At 35.3% G+C, this 18,974-nt stretch carries 8 protein-coding genes; all 8 read right to left on the reverse strand.

Features of this window, described 5'->3' with window-relative positions; translation table 11 throughout:
• Positions 1–599: 599 nt before the first annotated feature.
• Positions 600–2,867 (reverse strand): GH92 family glycosyl hydrolase, encoded by a 2,268-nt coding sequence (locus NJT12_RS17020; protein WP_271337131.1) that lies wholly within the window; start codon positions 2,865–2,867, stop codon positions 600–602.
• A gap of 201 nt (positions 2,868–3,068) precedes the next feature.
• Positions 3,069–5,408: a glycoside hydrolase family 95 protein gene (locus tag NJT12_RS17025; RefSeq protein WP_271337132.1), complete on the reverse strand. Its 2,340-nt coding sequence runs from the start codon at positions 5,406–5,408 to the stop codon at positions 3,069–3,071.
• A 129-nt stretch (positions 5,409–5,537) separates the two neighbouring features.
• Positions 5,538–8,477, reverse strand: coding sequence for a discoidin domain-containing protein (locus NJT12_RS17030; RefSeq protein WP_271337133.1), 2,940 nt, complete (start codon positions 8,475–8,477; stop codon positions 5,538–5,540).
• Between the two features lie 195 nt (positions 8,478–8,672).
• Complete coding sequence (locus NJT12_RS17035; protein WP_271337134.1) at positions 8,673–10,202, reverse strand: RagB/SusD family nutrient uptake outer membrane protein; 1,530 nt, start codon at positions 10,200–10,202, stop codon at positions 8,673–8,675.
• Positions 10,203–10,234: 32 nt separating this feature from the next.
• Complete coding sequence (locus tag NJT12_RS17040) at positions 10,235–13,258, reverse strand: SusC/RagA family TonB-linked outer membrane protein (RefSeq protein WP_271337135.1); 3,024 nt, start codon at positions 13,256–13,258, stop codon at positions 10,235–10,237.
• Positions 13,259–14,077: 819 nt separating this feature from the next.
• A complete protein-coding gene (locus NJT12_RS17045) occupies positions 14,078–15,670 on the reverse strand; it encodes a solute:sodium symporter family transporter (protein WP_271337136.1) in 1,593 nt (530 codons plus the stop codon).
• Between the two features lie 3 nt (positions 15,671–15,673).
• Positions 15,674–16,690: a GntR family transcriptional regulator gene (locus NJT12_RS17050; protein WP_271337137.1), complete on the reverse strand. Its 1,017-nt coding sequence runs from the start codon at positions 16,688–16,690 to the stop codon at positions 15,674–15,676.
• A gap of 63 nt (positions 16,691–16,753) precedes the next feature.
• Positions 16,754–18,958: an alpha-galactosidase gene (locus tag NJT12_RS17055; RefSeq protein WP_271337138.1), complete on the reverse strand. Its 2,205-nt coding sequence runs from the start codon at positions 18,956–18,958 to the stop codon at positions 16,754–16,756.
• Between the last annotated feature and the right edge of the window lie 16 nt (positions 18,959–18,974).

Consider the following 18,974-nt stretch of genomic DNA (forward strand, 5'->3'; position numbering starts at 1 on the left):
TTCACGAAAACGCGGATAAAAACGGATTTTTTTATTTTGCTCACAATGGATAAACACAATCTTCATCCTGAGGAACGAAGGATCACAATAGAAGATCGACAAAGATTCGCTCTATTTTTTGTGGAGTTTCTTGTGTGATCTCTCCTCTGTCGAGATGACAAGATTGTGTTAGCTTCTTGCGGAAGCAATTCAAATATTATACCTAACAGGTTTTAAAACAATAAAACTGACACAATCTTGTCATCTTGCGGAACGAAGGATCACACTATAAGATCGACAAAGATTGGCTCTTTTAGTTGCGGAGTTTCTTGTGTGATCTCTCCTCTGTCGAGATGACAAGATCATGTTAGCTTCTTGCGGAGGCAATTCAAGTATTAGACCTAGCAGGTTTTATACTAATACAATTTCCGCAATCTTGTCATGCTGAGGAACGAAGGATCACACCAGCAGATCGACAAAGATCAGCTCTTTTAGTTGTGGAGTTTCTTGTGTGATCTCTCCTCTGTCGAGATGACAAGATTGCTTTCTAATAATAAAATTAAAATCTGCGAAAACCCGTTCAACCCGCATAATCCGTGGGCAATTTTATAATTTTAAATCTAATTAACTGGTCTATCCTCTAATTTACTTCCCCTTTTTTTATTTGGTTTTGATCCCATAATAAATTCTAAAACTCCACCATTATCAATATCTGATTGATGAATAAAAGTTTTGGTATAGGTTTTACCATTCAATTTGGCACTTTGGATATAAATATTTTTATCAGAAACATTTTTTGCGATAACTTTAAATGTCTTTCCTCCTTTTAACTCAATAGAAGCTTCTTTAACTATTGGTGATCCAATAACATAAACACTACTCGCAGGATTAACAGGATAAAAACCAATAGCACTAAAGACATACCAAGCCGAAAGTTCTCCGCAATCATCATTACCGGAATAACCGGACGAAGTTGTGTTGTACATTTTCTTCAAAATCTCTGCGACATATTGCTGGGTTTTCCAAGGCTGACCTGCGTAATTATATAAATACGCAATATGATGACTTGGTTCGTTCCCGTGAGCATATTGTCCAATAAATCCTGAAGCATTGTCATTTACTTCTTCGGGTTTGTCTTCTAATGTAAAAAAAGCATCTAGTTTTTTGGTAAAAAGATGATCTCCTCCTACTAAATTTACTAATGCTTTTACGTCTTGTGGAACATACCAAAAGTATTGCCAACCATTTCCTTCTGTAAACGGATATCCTCCATTTGCGCCATATTTCAATGGATCGAAAGGACCAATCCAATTGCCTTTGTCATCTTTGGCCCTAAAGAAACCTATTTCCTTGTCATATAGATTTCTATAGAATTGAGAACGTTTTGTAAAATGATTGTAATCCTCCATTTTACCTAACTTCTTCGCTAATTCAGCCACACACCAATCGTCGTAAGCCATTTCAAGCGTCAATGAAACCGACTGTGATTTTAAGTTCTCAGGAATGTATCCGTACTTTTCCCAAATACCAAACGGAGATCCGGGATGTTCACGAGTTGCAGAATTTTTAACGGCTTCGAATGCCAAATCTAAATCAATGCCAGGTAAATTTTTCAGCACAGCATCAACCACGACCGGAATAGCATGATTGCCTATCATACAGTAATTTTCCTGTCCCCATAATTGCCATATTGGTAAATAACCAAAGACTTTGTAGTATTCCAACATACTATTTACAAAATCAATAGAACGTTCCGGCTGCAAAATGGTGTACAAAGGGTGCGCACCACGGTACGTATCCCACAAAGAGAATGTTGAATAATAGGGTTTTGATGATTTTCTGGTTGTAAAATCAGCTGATGGATAATCTCCGCTTACATCTGATAAAGTATTGGGCTGAATAAAAGTGTGATACAAAGCCGTATAAAAAATTTGTTTTTGTTCTGCTGTACCTTCAATTTTTATTTTACTGAGTTCTTTTTCCCAAACAGCATCAGCAGTATTTACAGTTCCATCAAAATCCCAGGCAGGAATTTCAGATTGTACATTCAGACGTGCATTTTCGATACTAGTTGCCGAGATACCCACTTTTACCAAAACTTCTTGTTGTTTTGAAGTATCAAAATCCAGTATCGCACGAATGGCATTCCCATTGACTATTCTGGGATTATCATAAACATTTCCGCCATCCGTAACATGATTACGAATTATAGGTTGTGAAAATTCGGCATGAAAAAACACCTTTCGCATTGGCGCCCAACCCGTAATAATGCGATAACCTTCGACCGTATGATCATTAGGAAATGACAATTGCGATGCAATAATGCGCGTATTCCAATCGGACTTTTTCATCGAATGATCCAGATCAATCACGATATGAGCTTCTTTGTTTTTAGGAAAACTGTATTTATGAAAACCTGCGTGTGTCGTTGCCGTAAGCTCGGCTTTTATCTGATAATCTAAAAGTTCGACACTGTAATAACCCGGTTTTGCAGTTTCTTTTTCATGAGAAAATTTAGATTGATACGCATTTTGTCCTGCTTCTTCTTTTACTATTGTACCACTAAAAGGCATTAACATCACGTCGAATAATTCAGCTACACCAGTTCCGCTTAAATGAGTGTGGCTGAAACCTGCAATCGTATTATCATTATAATTATAACCGCTTGCAACGCTCCAATCTGGTGTGTTACGGGTATCAGGACTCAATTGTACCATTCCAAACGGAACTGTTGCTCCGGGATAATTATTTCCTGAAAGTGGTGATCCATGAGCTGCTCCTGTACCTATAAACGGGTTTACGTGCGAGGTTATTTTTTCTGTGGTTTGCGCTCCCAGAACTATCGAACATAATAATGTTCCAAAGAGTATTATTTTAGTAAAATTCATGATTTAAGATGGGAATTTATGAAACATAATTTCATTTTTGCAATGTCATTAAATTAAGGAAATATCTATCCCTAAACTTTGGGACTTTGCCAAATAAATCTCGCGCAAAGTCGCAGAGTCGCAAAGAAAAATGTGTGTAAACTTGACGGCTTTACGGCTTGGCGCGATTTTTTTTAATCTTAATTGTCTAAAAAGTGTATTTTATAATTTTGTAGAAGTAACTTCTTTCATTTCTCCATTCACCTTCACTTTTACTTTTGTAGGTATAGGAGATAAAACTTCATACTTTGTTACTTTACCTTTTTCCCATTTGATGTTTATCGTAAAGTTTCCTTCGGCTTTTAGTCCTTTTACTTCACCTTCGTTTAACCAAGCATCCGGCATTGCAGGTAATAATTCAATAAACCCTGCATGACTTTGAATCAGCATTTCGCCAATTCCTGCTGCTGCTCCAAAATTACCATCAATTTGAAATGGTGGTCCTGCAGAAAGTAAATTAGGATATACACCTCCGCCTGGTCCGTAATTAATATTGGTATCGTGTGTTTGCCTAAGTATTGTCTTTAATAATTTGTAAGCTCTGTTTCCATCTTTTAAACGAGCCCAAAACAGCATTTTGTATGCAATTGACCAACTTGTTCCATCATCTCCTCTTACTTCAAGTGTTTTTTTAATTGCGTCAACCAATTCTGGTTTGTTTTCAGGAGTAATCAAAGATCCTGGGTATAAACCATATAAATGAGAAATATGACGGTGTTGAGGATCTTCTTCTTTATAATCTTTCAACCATTCCATAATTCTTCCGTCAGGACTAACAACTCCCGGGGGCGGTAATAATTTTAATTGTTTGTCTAGTTCAAGACTCAAATCATTATCTAAACCAAGTTTTTTAGAGGCGATTATCACGTTATTAAACAATTCGCGAATAATCTGATTGTCGATTGTAGGTCCCATACAAACATGAGATGCATCTCCGTTTGGTAACAAAAATGAGTTCTCCGGTGATACAGATGGCGATGTTACTAACCAGCCCGTTTCAGGATCTTTTACTAACATATTTTTATAAAATTGTGCAGCTCCTTTCAAAATAGGATAAATTTCAGCCAAATATGCCTGATCATTGGTGTACAAATAATGGCTCCACAAATTGTTGCACAACCAGCCTGAACCCGATTTTGTGATTCCCCATGAAGCACTTTCTCCCGGTTCTGTAAAACCCCAAACGTTTGTAATAACATGTGCTACCCAACCATCAGCATTGTAATAAGCTTTTGCTGTTTTTTCTCCATTTGGTACAAGATCTTTAGTCAAATCTTTTAATGGAAGATTCAATTCTGATAAATTGGCTGTTTCCAATGCCCAGTGATTCATCTGAACATTTACGTCTAAATGATAATCTGCGTTCCATGGCGTTTGTACATCTTTCGCCCATAATCCCTGCAAATTTGGAGGCAACAATCCTAGTCTAGTGCTGCTAATACTTAAATAACGTCCGTATTGATAAAATAAAACCGGAAGTCCCGTGTCTGAATCTGGCTGTTTTATAAAAGTATCTAAACGCTCATTTGTAGGCAATGTGTTTTTTGCCGTTTTTCCGATGTTCAGCACCACACGATTGAACAGCTTTTGATAATTTTCAATATGTTTTTTCTTCTGATCGGCATACTTTTTCTGCATTGCTGCATCCAGAATTTTATCTACAGATGATTCGAAGTTTTTATCTTTATAATCTGTTCCGGCAGAGATAAACAATATTACTTCGGTTGCGTTTTTTATTTCAATTGCGTTATTGGTATAGGATGCATTTCCATCAATTAGCTGCGATTTTATCTTAGCTTTATATTTCATTCCTTTTCCGTCAGTTCCGTTGTTTAACTGTCCTGTCATTACAAGAGAATTATCGGTACCGTTTACGGTTTTAAAACGCTCCGGACGGTCTAATTGAACAGTGAAATTCAATTTTCCTTTTTTGCTTGCTGTCAATCTTACAAAACCTGCATCATCTCCAAATCCTGTAAAATATTCACGTTTATACGTTACGCCGTCAATCGTAAACTGAGTTCCGGCAACTGCGGTTTGAATATCCAGATTCCTGCTGTAATTTACCGGTTTTGATTGGGTTTTGTAATCAAATTTCAGTGTCATATTTCCCAAAACCTGATATGCTCCAAATGGTACATCAGCTCCATTTCCGCTTCCTGAACCAGCTCCTGTGCATATAAAATGCTCATCGATCAGTTTTTGGGCTTCTTTGTTTTTATTGGCTAATAACAATTCTCTGATCTGAGGTAAAAAAGAATAGGCTTTATAATTGTTGGCATCTTGCGAAGATCCGCTCCACAAGGTAATTTCGTTCAGAACTAATTTTTCGGTTGTAACCCCGCCATCAGGCATGATACCTAGACGTCCATTTCCTAGTGGCAATGTTTCTTCCCATTGTGAGGCGGGTTTGTTGTACCACAATTCTAACGGATTGGTTTGCGAATAGCCTAAGAGAGGCAATAGTATAAAAAGCAGTGTTTTTAATTTTCTGATATTCATAATTGTCGTTTTTTATTGTTTTTATGCATCCTGTAAGGTTTTCACAACCTTGTAGGTTTAAAATTATGTTCTTAAGTCTTCATAATCATACCTAACAGGTTTTGGAAACCTGTTAGGATACAAATCTTATTATTTATTGTATGGAATTGCTTTTATTACTGGTTTTTCACCATTTTTCAAAAGTGTTTCATCAAATTCTACAGTTACTTCTTTGCTTTCTCCTTTTAGTAAAGTAAAATAACTATCGCTTATAATTGCCGGCAAAATCTGGGCTTCGGTTTTATCATTCAATACTTGTATGTGAACTCCAAAAGCAATCCCTGACGGACTTGAAACTTTTGATTTTATAACATATTTCCCATTTTGTTTTACCACTTTATTTGAAACATTTACGTTTGCTTTTGGGAGTTTATTCAAATCCGTAAAATTTTTCATGTTGATTCCTCTCCAATAAAAGTTTTCACTCACTAATTTGTTTTGGGCGTCTTTTAATTTTAATCTGATAAAATGTACCGGACTCAAATCTGATGTGTTGGCATCAGCACCAAAAACCTTGAAATCATACAGTGAATATCCCCAGCCTGAACCGCGTTTTATGCCTAACATTCTAACATAACGTGCTTTTACTTCATCAAAAGAAATGGTTTCCAGTCCTTGCTTTCCTTCTTTTATCACACTTGCATCTATCCAGTTTTTAGCGTCTGTGCTTACCTGAATTTTATATTCTTTCCCATATGCATTTTCCCAATTCAAAACTACTCGATTTACGGTGTATTCATTTTCAAGATCTACGTAAACCCATTCGTCATCTGTTGCTTTACTTGCCCAGCGGCTATTAGAATCTCCGTCTGTAATGTCTCTCGTATTTCCTCCATCTGTCGAAGAAGCTGTCGTATTTTTCTGGAAAGCAAGATCTTTTTGATTTGAATAAAACGGAATCACAAAACTTTCTGTCGCAGTATTCGAATACGAATCTACAATCGCATTTTGTTTGAATTTTGATACCGGTTTTCCATCCATATTATAAACTTCGGCCTCAGCTTTTAAATTCTTGAAATCAGTTCCTGTTGTATTGATTACTTTAACCGAATTATTTACCGAATTCCATTGAATGTGCATGGGCTCACAAGCTGATTTTACGCCCCAATACGCTCCTGTCAAGTCGTAATAATAATCATACGTCTGCCAAACCATACTAGGGTATGAAGACTGACTCATCCAGATCATAATCCCTGAAGCATCCTCCCACATATGATCCAACCAGCCTTCGTACATGGCTTTGTTGGTTTCGATATTTAGTAATTGGGCTTTTGAGGTATATTCTTCGAGATTATTTAGTTTTCCGTAACGTTCATTGATACTTTTATCATAATTATCCGGCGAAGCATTAAAGGCTTTTTCTCCAAAGAAATGTTTGTCCCACATCTCGTTTCTTGGCCACCAGTCTTTTTCAGGAATAAATTTCTTAAAACTTTCGATGTTTGGAAAAACGGCTGTACCAATTTCGGTTCTTAAACCCCAACTTGGTCCATCTCCCGTGCCCACGTAAGCTGCAGGATATTTTGTAAAATAAAACCTCGGATCTTTATTCCCCCAAAGTCCGCTACCGCTTAGGTTTCCTGTGTTGGAACAAGGCTGGTAATAACGATCATCATTATCAAAAGTTTTGATATTTTCAGCGATCCAGCCGTTAAGCGGAGGCTGTGGCAAACCTTCGTTATTACCACACCAAACTGCTATACTGGAGTGATTTCTAACACGTTTTATTTTCTCAATAACATTGCTGTTAAAAACGTGAATATCTAAGGGTAAGTTAGGATTTGCATTGAGCCAAAAATCATCCCAAACCATAATACCGTATTTATCGCAAGCCTGGTAAAATTCATCATCTGTAGTAGAACCTAACCAGTTACGGATGATATTATAATTCATTTCTTTATGGAGCTTCACTTTAAGATCGTATTCATCTCCTCTGCAACGAAGCATATATTCGCTCATTCCCCAGTTTCCTCCTTTAAGAAAAACGCGTTTTCCGTTGATCGAAACATGCAAAACGCCGCCTTCCGTATCGTAAGTGTATTTTTTGATTCCGAGGGTTATTTTTTGAGCATCTGAAACGACATCGCCTATTTTAAAAGTAAACTGACAGGTGTATAAATTAGGATCTCCGTAGCCATTTGGCCACCATAATTTAGGGTTCTGAATCGAAAGTTCAGGAAACTGTTCTTTGCTTAAATTTATACTGGTAATCCCATTAGCCTCTAAATTGATTTTTTTAGAAAAAGTAATGTTTCCCGGCATTATAACGCCTGTTAGGACTCCTTCCTGATTTTGTGCAGATGAGTTTTTAAGATCTACTTTTACTTCCAAATCGGCACGTGCGTTTGAAGGCAGATTAGTATGAATCCAAGGATCTGCAATGGTTATTTTGTTTGTATTAGTAAGATAAACATCATCTGTAATTCCTGAATTTAATCCCGGTACATAAGGCATCCAATCCCAGCCTGCGCTTGAAATATAAGTTGGACTTCCGTAATTATTCAAAGGTGTTTTTGGAATACTTACCAAAACTGCCAATACGTTTTTTTCTTTGCGATGTATCAATTTGGTAATATCAAATTTCCCACGTTGCATCATGCCGCTTAAAGTCGCCAGCTTTTTTCCGTTAAGGTAAATATCTCCTTCACGATTGATTCCTTCAAAATTAAGCCAGATAATATCTTTCGTAAAATTTTCAGGAATGCTAAATTCCGTGCGATACCAAAAACTGCGATCGTATTTTGCTTTATCAACCTGATAGATATTATCTCCAAAGTTGGGATCTTTCTCTAATCCGCTTACTACATATGAATTAAAAATTGTACCGGGAACAACAGCATTTACCCAATTTGTAGCTGCATAATTTGATGTAAGCATTTTAAGACTGTCCTGCCCTACTTCTACTTGTGGTTTGACTTTCCAAACAATATCAGTAGAGTTTAGACTCACTTTGTTTTGAGCATAAATACTAAATGATAAAATAGTAAAAACCAATAAAAATATATAAATCTGAATAGTGTTAAACTTCATATTGTTACTTGCTTGGTTTACGAATTGTAAACATTAAAAAATGAATGCCATTTTGGAATAAGTTTTTTCTAACAGAAAACTCCCTAAGTACTGTTATTACCTAAATCCAAAATGGCATTACAAATCAAAACTGTGACTAACCAAAATCACAAGACCAAAAAATAAAAAATTACATTAAAACTGTCTTAATTGATATTAATAACCTGGATTCTGATCAGCATCGCTTATGTCATCGTTTAGCTGAATCTCTACCAAAGGAATTGGATATCTAGTGTGGAATTCTGCAATGGTACCGCTTTCAGCAGTCCATTTGTTGCGTGCTTTTACGTACTGTACCAATTTTCCGGAACGAATAAGATCCATTCTTCTCCACCCTTCAAAAGCTAATTCGCGCATACGCTCATCAAGCATCTGCTCTTTAAATTGTTCTTTCGAAAGTCCGCTCCACTCCATTCCTGCAGGTAATGATCCTCCAAAACCACGTTTACGAACCTGATTTACAAATCCTTCTGCGTCAGGAGTATTTCCTAATTCATTCAAACACTCTGCATAGCAAAGCAATACATCTGAATAACGGATGTAAGGTTTATTTTTACCTGAATTCCAGAACGATTGTTTCCCATCGATACGAATATCCTCATACTTTTTTATGTGTGGATCTAGTTCATCTCCTCCAAAACCTGACGGAATTGTTGGTACAATACCTTTATAAGTAAAATCATAACGGATACTGGCATCTTTACGCTTATCACCAGATTCCCAAATTCCGCCGCTCGTTTTATCATTATAACAATACTTTGTAGGCAACAACAAATCGTATCCTCCAAAATAAGCGTACTGATCTATGTTTGCTAATGCTCTGGATCCTGTTTGCCATTGTATTTGGTTGTTATCCGGATAATCATTGGTAAACTGAAACTCATAAAGTGATTCTGAAGAATTAGCGTGATCTGGGCTAAAAACATCCGCATAAGTTGCTAACAGATTATATTTACCGGAATTTATAACCTTAGCAAATGCTTCTTTAGCCAGGGTATAATCGTGTGCACCAGATGCTTCAGGAGCATATAAGTATACTTTACCCAATAGTGCCTGTGCCAGATATTTTACAGGAAAAGATGGATTTTTTTGTGTAAGAGGTAAGTTTTCTTCAGCTACCTTAAGGTCATTTATAATAAAGGCATAGACATCTTTCAAAGGTTGTCTTCCGTGACCTAATTCTTTGCTATGTGTTTCATCAAGAATTGGGATTTCTCCCCAATACTGTGTTAACTCAAACATTATGGTAGCTCTAATAAAACTAGCTTCTCCTAATAATATTTTTCTTTTTTCAATATCAGCTTCTGTATTCTTGTTTAATGCAAATATGGCTTTTGCAGCAGTACTTACCACCGGCCAACGAGAATCCCATTGTTCTGCCAATGCGGTATTCTCTTTAGAAAGAAACCCATTATAATAATCTAATCCTGCTTGCCCGGGAGTAGTCATTACCTGAAGTGCACCTTGTTGTGTTTCATCTGTTCCTAATTGAAACATCAAGCCTCCCCTGTCTTTTTGTATATTTCTCCATGAGATATACATTCCTAAAACAATTGGGTCTATATTTTTTAATGTCGAAAAAGCCTGTTCTTCTGTAAGAGAAGTATTTGGATCCTGCTCTAAAAAATCTGAACAGGAAGCAAAAAGCATTACGAATGCCATTGCTGTTAAAATTTTTATTTTCATAATTGTATTTTTAATTATTGCCAAAACAATTGTTATAATGAAACATTCAAGCCTAAAACAAACATTCTTGAATTAGGATATGCATCTCCACCTTCCGGATCGTAACCTTTGTATTTTGTGATCGTAAATAAATTAGATCCTGTAACATACAGACGTAGATTTTGAAGATATACTTTTTCTAAAAACAGACTTGGTAAATTATAAGATAATGTAAGTGCATTCAAACGTAAGAAAGATGAATTCTGGATGGCCAGTGATGTTTCGTAAGTATTGAATCTTCCGCCACCATAATACGCTCTTGGCACATTTGTATTTGTATTTTCCGGTGTCCAACGATCTAAAAGATCTGTATGAGCAGCGCTCATTCCGCCTGAATTCATATAACTTTCGTAAGCTGAACTGATTTTTTTTCCTCCATAAGAGTAAGCAAATACAGCATTCAATCCAAAACCTCTGTAAGTAAAATCAGTTGCAAATCCTCCGTAAAAATCAGGATCTGTATTTCCTACTACATAGCGGTCATTATCATCGATTTTACCATCTTTGTTTCTGTCAACCGGAACAAGATCCCCAGGTTTAACTGTTCTTCCTCCAAAATCAATTTTACTGATTTCAGCCATATCAGCTGTTTGAGCAATTTTATCAAACTGATAAACGTAAATAGAATTGATTGATTTACCCACAAATAAATTTCCTTCTCTTTGAATTTCGACACCAGTCCAACCGCCCTTTTTGTAAATTACATCTGCTCCGCCATATAATTTTGTAATTTTATTTTTAGCAGATGAAATATTTCCTGAAACATCCCAACTCAAATCATTTTGTTTTAAGATTTTATAAGTGGCACCAAATTCAATTCCTTTATTTACCATTGTACCAACATTATCTATCATATTCTTGAATCCGGTAACGGTTGATAATGTTCTTTCCATTAATAAATTATCATTTGTTGTATTAAAATAATCTACAGTTATAGACAATCTATTATTCGCCGAGGCAAAGTCTAAACCTAAATCAAATTGCTTTTGTTTTTCCCACTGTAAATCAGGATTTCCCAAACGACCATCTGATCTTAATATTGCTGTTCCATTAGTATATTGTGGTCTGTATTGACTCACATATGCATAATTAGGAATGTTTTGGTTACCTGCAATACCGTAACTTGCACGAAGTTTTAATAATTTGATAGCTTCTACAGATTGTAAAAATTCTTTAGCAACATCCCAGCCTAAAGCCACAGAAGGGAAAGTTCCCCACTTATTGTTACCTCCAAAACGAGAAGAACCATCTAAACGTGTTGTAACGGTTGCGAAATATTTTTTATCGTAAGAATAATTTAATCTTCCTGTATATGACATTAATGTTGTCGTTATAAAATCAGATTTAAGTGTGAAATTATTTTTTTGCGAAGCACCATCCAAATACATATAAGTAAAATCATCAGATGCAAATCCTCTTGCAGTAACTTCAGAGTTGTTATTTGTGTTTTTTTGAATTGAGAAAGCTCCAAGCGCATTTAAATCATGTTTACCAATTGTTTTATTATAGGTTACCGTATTGTCCCATTGGTAGTTTAACTCACTATATCTATAGTGATTTGCTTCTCCGCTTGCAGAATTTCTTATCGATTGTCCTGTATCTGATGGATAATATTTAAAGTTAGCCTGATCAAGAACATCTACAGAAAAAGTAGTCCTGAAATTTAATCCTTCAGCTGCTTTAATATTTACGTAATTACTTGACATCAAGCGGTTCTTTGTACTATTATCATCTATAGTTAAACTTCTTATAGGATTGTAAGCATCTGAATTTAAAGCATCTCCGTATTTCAAATACGTTGCATTAGGATCAATTGGCAATAAAGGATTCGCTCCTAAAGCATTAGGAAAAGCACTATCATTAATGTAAGTAGCTTTGCTATTTGAAAAAGTAGTATTTGTACCTACCTGCAACCATGTTTTTACATCTTGTGTCAGGTTGATTTTACCATTATATCTTTTAAAGGAAGAATTTTTAAGTAAACCATCCTGATCAGCATAACTGAAACTCATAAAGTAGGAACCTTTGTCTCCGCCTCCAGAAAATGAAAGATTATAATTCGTCTGTACACCTGTACGCTTGATCTCATCTAACCAATTATAACTTTTACCATTTCTATAAGAGTCTAATTCATAAGGAGCAAATACCTTAGAACCGTCAGATTTAATTTGGTTGATATAAGCAGCACGATCTCCTGTTGGGTTCTGATCCATGTATTGATTCGCAAAAGCGTCAACTCTAAGATCAAATAATTGCTGACCGTTCATCAATGGTAACATTTTACTAAACTCAGACAATCCAACCCAGGTATCAAAGTTTACTTTACCTTCTCCTTTTGTTCCTTTTTTGGTCGTAATTACAACAACTCCGTTTGCTCCTCTGGCTCCGTAAATAGCTGTAGAAGATGCATCCTTTAAAATATCAACGTTAGCAATATCATTCGGGTTGATCGATTCGAATCCACCTTCTATAATAAGACCATCGACTACAAATATTGGCTTTGTACCATATTGTATCGAGTTATTTCCTCTAATTTTAATATCACCACTATCTCCGGGTTTACCACTTTGTGTTACATAAACCCCAGCCGCACGTCCTTGCAATGCCTGTACAACGTTGGCCGTTGGTGTTTCAGTCAATTTATCGCCCGAAACATTTCCCACAGCACCCGTAAGATCGCTACGTTTTACCTTTGCACCTACAATAACAATTTCATTTAGTTCCTGTGAGCTTGGTTTTAATGCAACATTTACAACTGCATTATTGGCAGAAACACTTTGTGAATTGAATCCAATAAAACTAAATTCTAAAGAAGATCCTGATTTAACATTTGTAATTTTGTAACTTCCGTCAATATCAGTTACGGTTGAGTTTTGTGTGCCTTTTACAAGTACTGTGGCACCGGGCAGTGGTAAATTTTCATTATCTGTAACTTTACCGGTGATGGTTTGGGAATAAAGTGTACCGGCGGACATCATAACTACTAAGAAGCATAAGTATCTTATTGCAATTCTCATAATGATTTGGTTTTTAGTTAATAAAATCTTTTGTTTGGTTTTTTGAATATTGAGCATTTAAAATATGAGAAAACGAATTGACTTATACTATACTATACTACAACATTACAAACATACAAATATTTTCATAACATCCAAATTTATGTTTTAGGAAATTGATATTTTTTTCGAGTTTTTTTTTCGGCTTTAGTATAAATTTTAAACTTTAAAAAGAAAAAAATAAATAAACCAAGGAATAAATAGAGAAATCTCAGGCATAAATAAGCACCATCTCTTATAAAAAAGTGATAATGAAGATTATCTCGTAATTCAAAACTTACAAATTACATTTTGCACAATGTTAAGCAAAACACAAAAAAAACAGCGATAAAAGCCTCAAAACCATTCTTAATAATCTGACAAAGAGACTAATTTGTGAATTTTAGCACATAATTTTTAATGTATTTAACACTTTATAATACGCTACAATATCTTTCTGTTACCAAAAAATTAAACTTTTATCTTATAAAAGACAATATTTAGGAACGCTGCCATACCTATGCATCCCAGAAATAAGAGAGATTATTTATCGCCGAAGAATTTTATGCTGTTAAACCCGACAGGTTTTAAAACCCTGTCGGGTTTGTATTGAACACAAAAAAAGACGCAAAAGCATCTCTACAAGAAAACCTTTATCGCCGAAGATTTTTACGCTCTTAAACCCGACAGGTTTTAAAATCCTGTTGGGGTTGTACCGAACAAAAAAAGACGTACAAAAAACTGTACGTCTCTACAAGAAAACCTTTTGTTCCTTTATCCCTTTGCTCCTCTGATCCTTTCCTAAGCTATTCCCCATTTCGAAAACAAAACGAATATACTTATCATACCTATCAACAATGCGCCAAAATACCAGTAACGGTTTTTCCATGGAGACAGTTTAACAGATTCAAGTTTGATTTCGGTATAATGATAATTAGGATAAAACTTAGAAACTGCCAACATACATATTGTAGTGAAAACAAATAATATTGCGAGCATATGCAAATAATGCAACTGAATATTCAATATATAATTAAAGATGATGTAACTAAATATAAAAAATATCATTCCGATTTTAGCGGCTTGCGGCGGGACTTTTTTCGAAACAAAACCAACCAGAATAATAGTAAAAATTGGCAGACAAAACATTCCGCCAAGCTGTTGCAGATAAGTATAAAAACCTGCTTTACTAAACATTATAAAAGGCGCCGAAAACATGGCCAAAGCAGAAACAATGATCTCGAATTTACGTCCTGTATATACCAAATGTTTCTCTGTAACTTCTTTGTTTCTTTTCTCTAACCAGGGTTTATAAAGGTTAAGGACAAAAAGTGTACTACTACTGTTCAATCCTGCATTAAAAGTACTAATTGCTGCTCCTAAAACAACGGCAGCAGTTAATCCAATCATAATAGCCGGCAATGTATCTTTTACAACCAAAGGAAAAACCTCAGCAGTGTTTTCAAGATTTTTATAAAGGTGAACGCCTATCAATCCGGGAATATTAATAATAAAAGGACAAAGCAATTTGCCTAGACAAGCTAATCCCATGCCTTTTTGACTGTGTGATAAACTTTTTGCCGAAAGCGCTTGCTGAACGATAAACTGTTCCATTCCCCAATAATAAAGGTTCATTATAAACATACCTGTAAAAATGGTACTCAAAGGAATTTCATCATGAGCGCCTCCAATAGCATTTAAGTGCTCTGTATTTTGAGAAAGCAAAATATGGAATCCTTTTGACCAATCGCCATTGCCTAAAAATTTAAATCCGAAGTATGGAAAAGCAATTCCAATCGTCAATAATCCAACACTTAAAATAGTATCACTTATAGAGATCGCCCTTAATCCTCCCAGAACTGAATATGCACATCCTGTCAGGCCAATAACCCAAACCATAATCCAGATATTTTGCCAATAGGTTAATTGCAAAGGCAGTAAAAAATTGAACATTCCGGTAAGAGCAACTGCACCACCATATAAAACGGCTGGCAATAAATTTACTATATAACTGCACAGGAATACAATTGACACCAGTTTTTTGGTCGAATTATCGTAACGTTTTCCCAGATAATCGGGAATTGTCATGGCTCCGGTACGAAAATAAATAGGCAAAAAGAACTCCGCCACAAGCAACATCGCAAACACAGAGCTTACGCCCCATGCTATAACGCTCATATTGTTGGTGTATATGGATTCGTTTTCGCCTATAAATTGATTTGCACTAATATTACTTAATAATAGTGCTCCTCCTACTATAAAAAAATTGTTATTATGATCTGCAAAAAAAAGCCCGTTCGTGGTTTGTACTTTTTTTGTGCGTGTTTTTAAAGCTGAAAATAAGGCTATAAAACCGGTAATTAGTAAAAAACTAACAATGGACAATACACTCATAAACTACAACGAATTTCTATCAACTAAAATGGTTGGAATAATCTCCTGAATTTTTTTACGGTTCAGAACAAAATTAGCTGCTTTTTTTCCCATTTCAGAGAAATCAGTTGAGAATGTGGTAACGCCATCAAAGATGATTTCTTTTACGATATCATCATTGTGGGATATAAAACCAATATCTGAACCTATTTTGAGTCCTTTTATTTTGGAGTCTTTGAGCATTTCCCAAAGCTCGAGATTGTGAATCGTAAAATATACTTTTCCTTTCTCCAGAGAACCGGACACATACTCTTCTTTTATAACACCTTTGATATCATAATCCTTCATGAATCTTTTAAACGAATTTAAGATTTCATCAGGCTCTGCAGACGATGGTTTGAAAAAGAAAATGATTTCGTCGTACTTTTTAATTTTATCTTTAAGCTGCACAAAAGCATTGTAAGACGAATCTCCAAACTCTTGTGCAACATAATTGTAATCTTCATCTGTTTCTATAAAACGGTCTACCAGTAATACTCTGTTGGTAGGCAATTGTTTTAAAACAGCCGGCGTTTTTTTACTCGGAATTGGAGCAATAACAAACATTCCGTATTTTCCTTTTATATTCTGAACAATACTTTCGAACGTATCAAAATTATTATGGTGAAAAAAGATATCCAACTGAATATTTTTTCCAAGACCTTTTCTGAAATTCTCATAAAACGTTTCCTGAAAAATATCAAATGCAAATATCAGCAATGCGACTTTTAATTCTTGTTTCACATCATTGGTAGCAACAAAATACCCTAATCGGTTTTTAGATTCGATTATGCCTCTATGAACAAGTTCTTTATAAGCCTTCGCAATGGTTTCTCTCGCAAACCCCAACTCGTTTATAAAAGTATTTACAGACGGAAGTAAATCTCCTTTGGTTACTACTTTTTCATCAATAGAATTAATTATTCCCTGAACCAATTGTTCATGTTTAGAGAAGGAATTTATAGATTCAAGATTTTTTATCTGCTGAATAATTTGCTTCATAAAACGTTTTTAATAGGTATTTATTTAGAAATGATAATACAAATATATACTAATGTTTGAGATTTAGGCCTTTGTAATTTTTAAAACAACACTTGTATTCGAAGAATTCACATTTGGATTAATTCCAACCTGCATTAAAAAATCACCTGAATAAGTTGCAGTCTCTACAACTGGCTTTTTATCCGGATATACGTTGATTTCTTCTACTTTATAATTTTGTCCTGCTTGTAATCCTTTTAGTTTTATCGGAAGATGTGTTCCCGCTTCGTATCTAGAATTAACTGAATAACCAAATACTACTGCTTCGTTACCATTTTTATTTACAAACATCACTGCTGCTGCATCATTACCAAGAGGATTTTGCAAACGATATTGATCTCCTTGCCAGATGGTGTTGCTCAATGCACCATAATTTTTAATCGCTAGTTGAACAAAAGCCAAATCTTTTTCATTCAGGTCTTTCACTACAATATCAAAACCTAATCTTCCCATCATCGCAACATCTGTACGGTATTTTATGGGTTGTTTTCCCCAATCTGTTACGTGTGCAGCAATGGTCAAAGCAGGATAGAAATAAGAGTATTCCCATTGCATAAATACGCGCTCCAGAGGATCTGTATTATCACTTGGCCAGAACTCCGTAAAGTATTTTAATGCTGCATAATCCACTCTTCCTCCACCACCGGAGCATAACATCATAGGTACTTTAGGATATTTGGCACGAATACGTTCCAAAACATTATACAATCCCGTTACATAATCTGTATAAAAATTATTTTGTTTGTCTTTTAGATTGCTCGAGTACGCATTGTAAATTACTGCATTACAATCCCATTTGATATAGGCTAATTCCGGATTTTCGGTAAAAAGATTGTCCACAATTCCATAAACAAAATCCTGTACTTTTGGGTTTGATAAATCCAATACCAATTGGTTACGGAAATAATGTTCTGCTCTTCCTGGTTGTTTGATAACCCATTCCGGATGTTTTTTGTACAAATCACTCGCTGGACTTACCATTTCAGGCTCGATCCAGATTCCGAATTTTACCTGATTGTCTTTGGCTGTTTTTACCAAAGTTCCAATTCCGTTTGGTAATTTCTTTTTGTTTACATCCCAATCTCCAAGAGCTGCATCGTCATTATTACGAGGATAATTATTTCCGAACCATCCGTCGTCTAATAAAAACATATCAACGCCCAGTTTTTTACTATCAGCAATAAGTACTTTTAGTTTATCTTCATCAAAGTTAAAATAAGTAGCTTCCCAGTTGTTCAGCAATGTCAAACGACTTCCTTTTCCGTCTAAAATTTTATAATTCCTTGACCAGTCGTGCAAATTACGACTTGCATTTCCTCTTCCTTTAGAAGATAATGTATACCAAAATTTAGGCGTTGTAAATACTGTGTTTTTTGCCAAAGAATAAGCTGCCGCTGCATTATTAATCCCTGAAATAACACGAAGATTATTCAATGGATCCAATTCTAAATCTGTACGGAAATTTCCTGACCATTCTAAACCTGCAAACAAAACTTTCCCCTCATCCTCGGTTGCCGGTTTATCCAGAGAAACCATAAAAACCGACGGCTGAAACAAATTGGCACGCGATCCTAATTTAGAATCCAATACTTTGATACCGTGAGTCAGTTTTGTTTCTTCAGGCTGCATTTCTTTTACCCAGTCTCCGTGATATTGATTCAGATAAAAGTTGTTGTATCCTTTCAGATACAAATTAGCCGAAGCATATTTGTTCAAAGTAATGTTACTTTTCTCTGTGTGTTTAATTGTTGTCCATTGCTCGATAACATCAGTATCATAGTAGGACTGAATAAACATATGAACCTCAACCGGATATACATTATCTTTTAATGTAATTTCTGTTTGAGAAACCCCTGTACTTATTGTTGTTGTTTTATGCTCTACATATAATAAATCCAATGAATTATTTCCGTCAGCATGCGTTACTGCAATTGCCGGCTCCAGTAAGTTTTTAGAACCCGATGGTGTATAAGCTGCATTATAAATCCCCGAATAATCTACTCCCTGTTTGAACTGAGCTTGTATTTTTACGTACTCAAAATCATTTGCCAGTTTTTCTCCTAAATAAATGGTGTTCAATTCTTTTCCGGGAGTTACCTGCAAAACAAGCGCATTACTTTTTGTTTTTACTGAGATAATTTGTTGCGCCGTAACCGGGCTGCAATAACTCGCCAGCATAAAAAATGCTATCCCAAAAGATTGCCTTAAAGTGGTAATATGTTTTTTCATTTTTACTATATTTTTA

Origin of the sequence: Flavobacterium azizsancarii, from assembly GCF_027980145.1 — a bacterium.
In the GTDB taxonomy this organism is placed as follows: Bacteria; Bacteroidota; Bacteroidia; order Flavobacteriales; family Flavobacteriaceae; genus Flavobacterium; species Flavobacterium azizsancarii.

What these genes read in the sequence shown, in the direction of transcription:
- NJT12_RS17025 (WP_271337132.1), bottom strand. Translation starts at nt 5,408, where the DNA reads ATGAATATCAGAAAATTAAAAACACTGCTTTTTATACTATTGCCTCTC.
- NJT12_RS17045 (WP_271337136.1), bottom strand. Translation starts at nt 15,670, where the DNA reads ATGAGTGTATTGTCCATTGTTAGTTTTTTACTAATTACCGGTTTTATA.
- NJT12_RS17040 (WP_271337135.1), bottom strand. Translation starts at nt 13,258, where the DNA reads ATGAGAATTGCAATAAGATACTTATGCTTCTTAGTAGTTATGATGTCC.
- NJT12_RS17055 (WP_271337138.1), bottom strand. Translation starts at nt 18,958, where the DNA reads ATGAAAAAACATATTACCACTTTAAGGCAATCTTTTGGGATAGCATTT.
- NJT12_RS17050 (WP_271337137.1), bottom strand. Translation starts at nt 16,690, where the DNA reads ATGAAGCAAATTATTCAGCAGATAAAAAATCTTGAATCTATAAATTCC.
- NJT12_RS17020 (WP_271337131.1), bottom strand. Translation starts at nt 2,867, where the DNA reads ATGAATTTTACTAAAATAATACTCTTTGGAACATTATTATGTTCGATA.
- NJT12_RS17035 (WP_271337134.1), bottom strand. Translation starts at nt 10,202, where the DNA reads ATGAAAATAAAAATTTTAACAGCAATGGCATTCGTAATGCTTTTTGCT.
- NJT12_RS17030 (WP_271337133.1), bottom strand. Translation starts at nt 8,477, where the DNA reads ATGAAGTTTAACACTATTCAGATTTATATATTTTTATTGGTTTTTACT.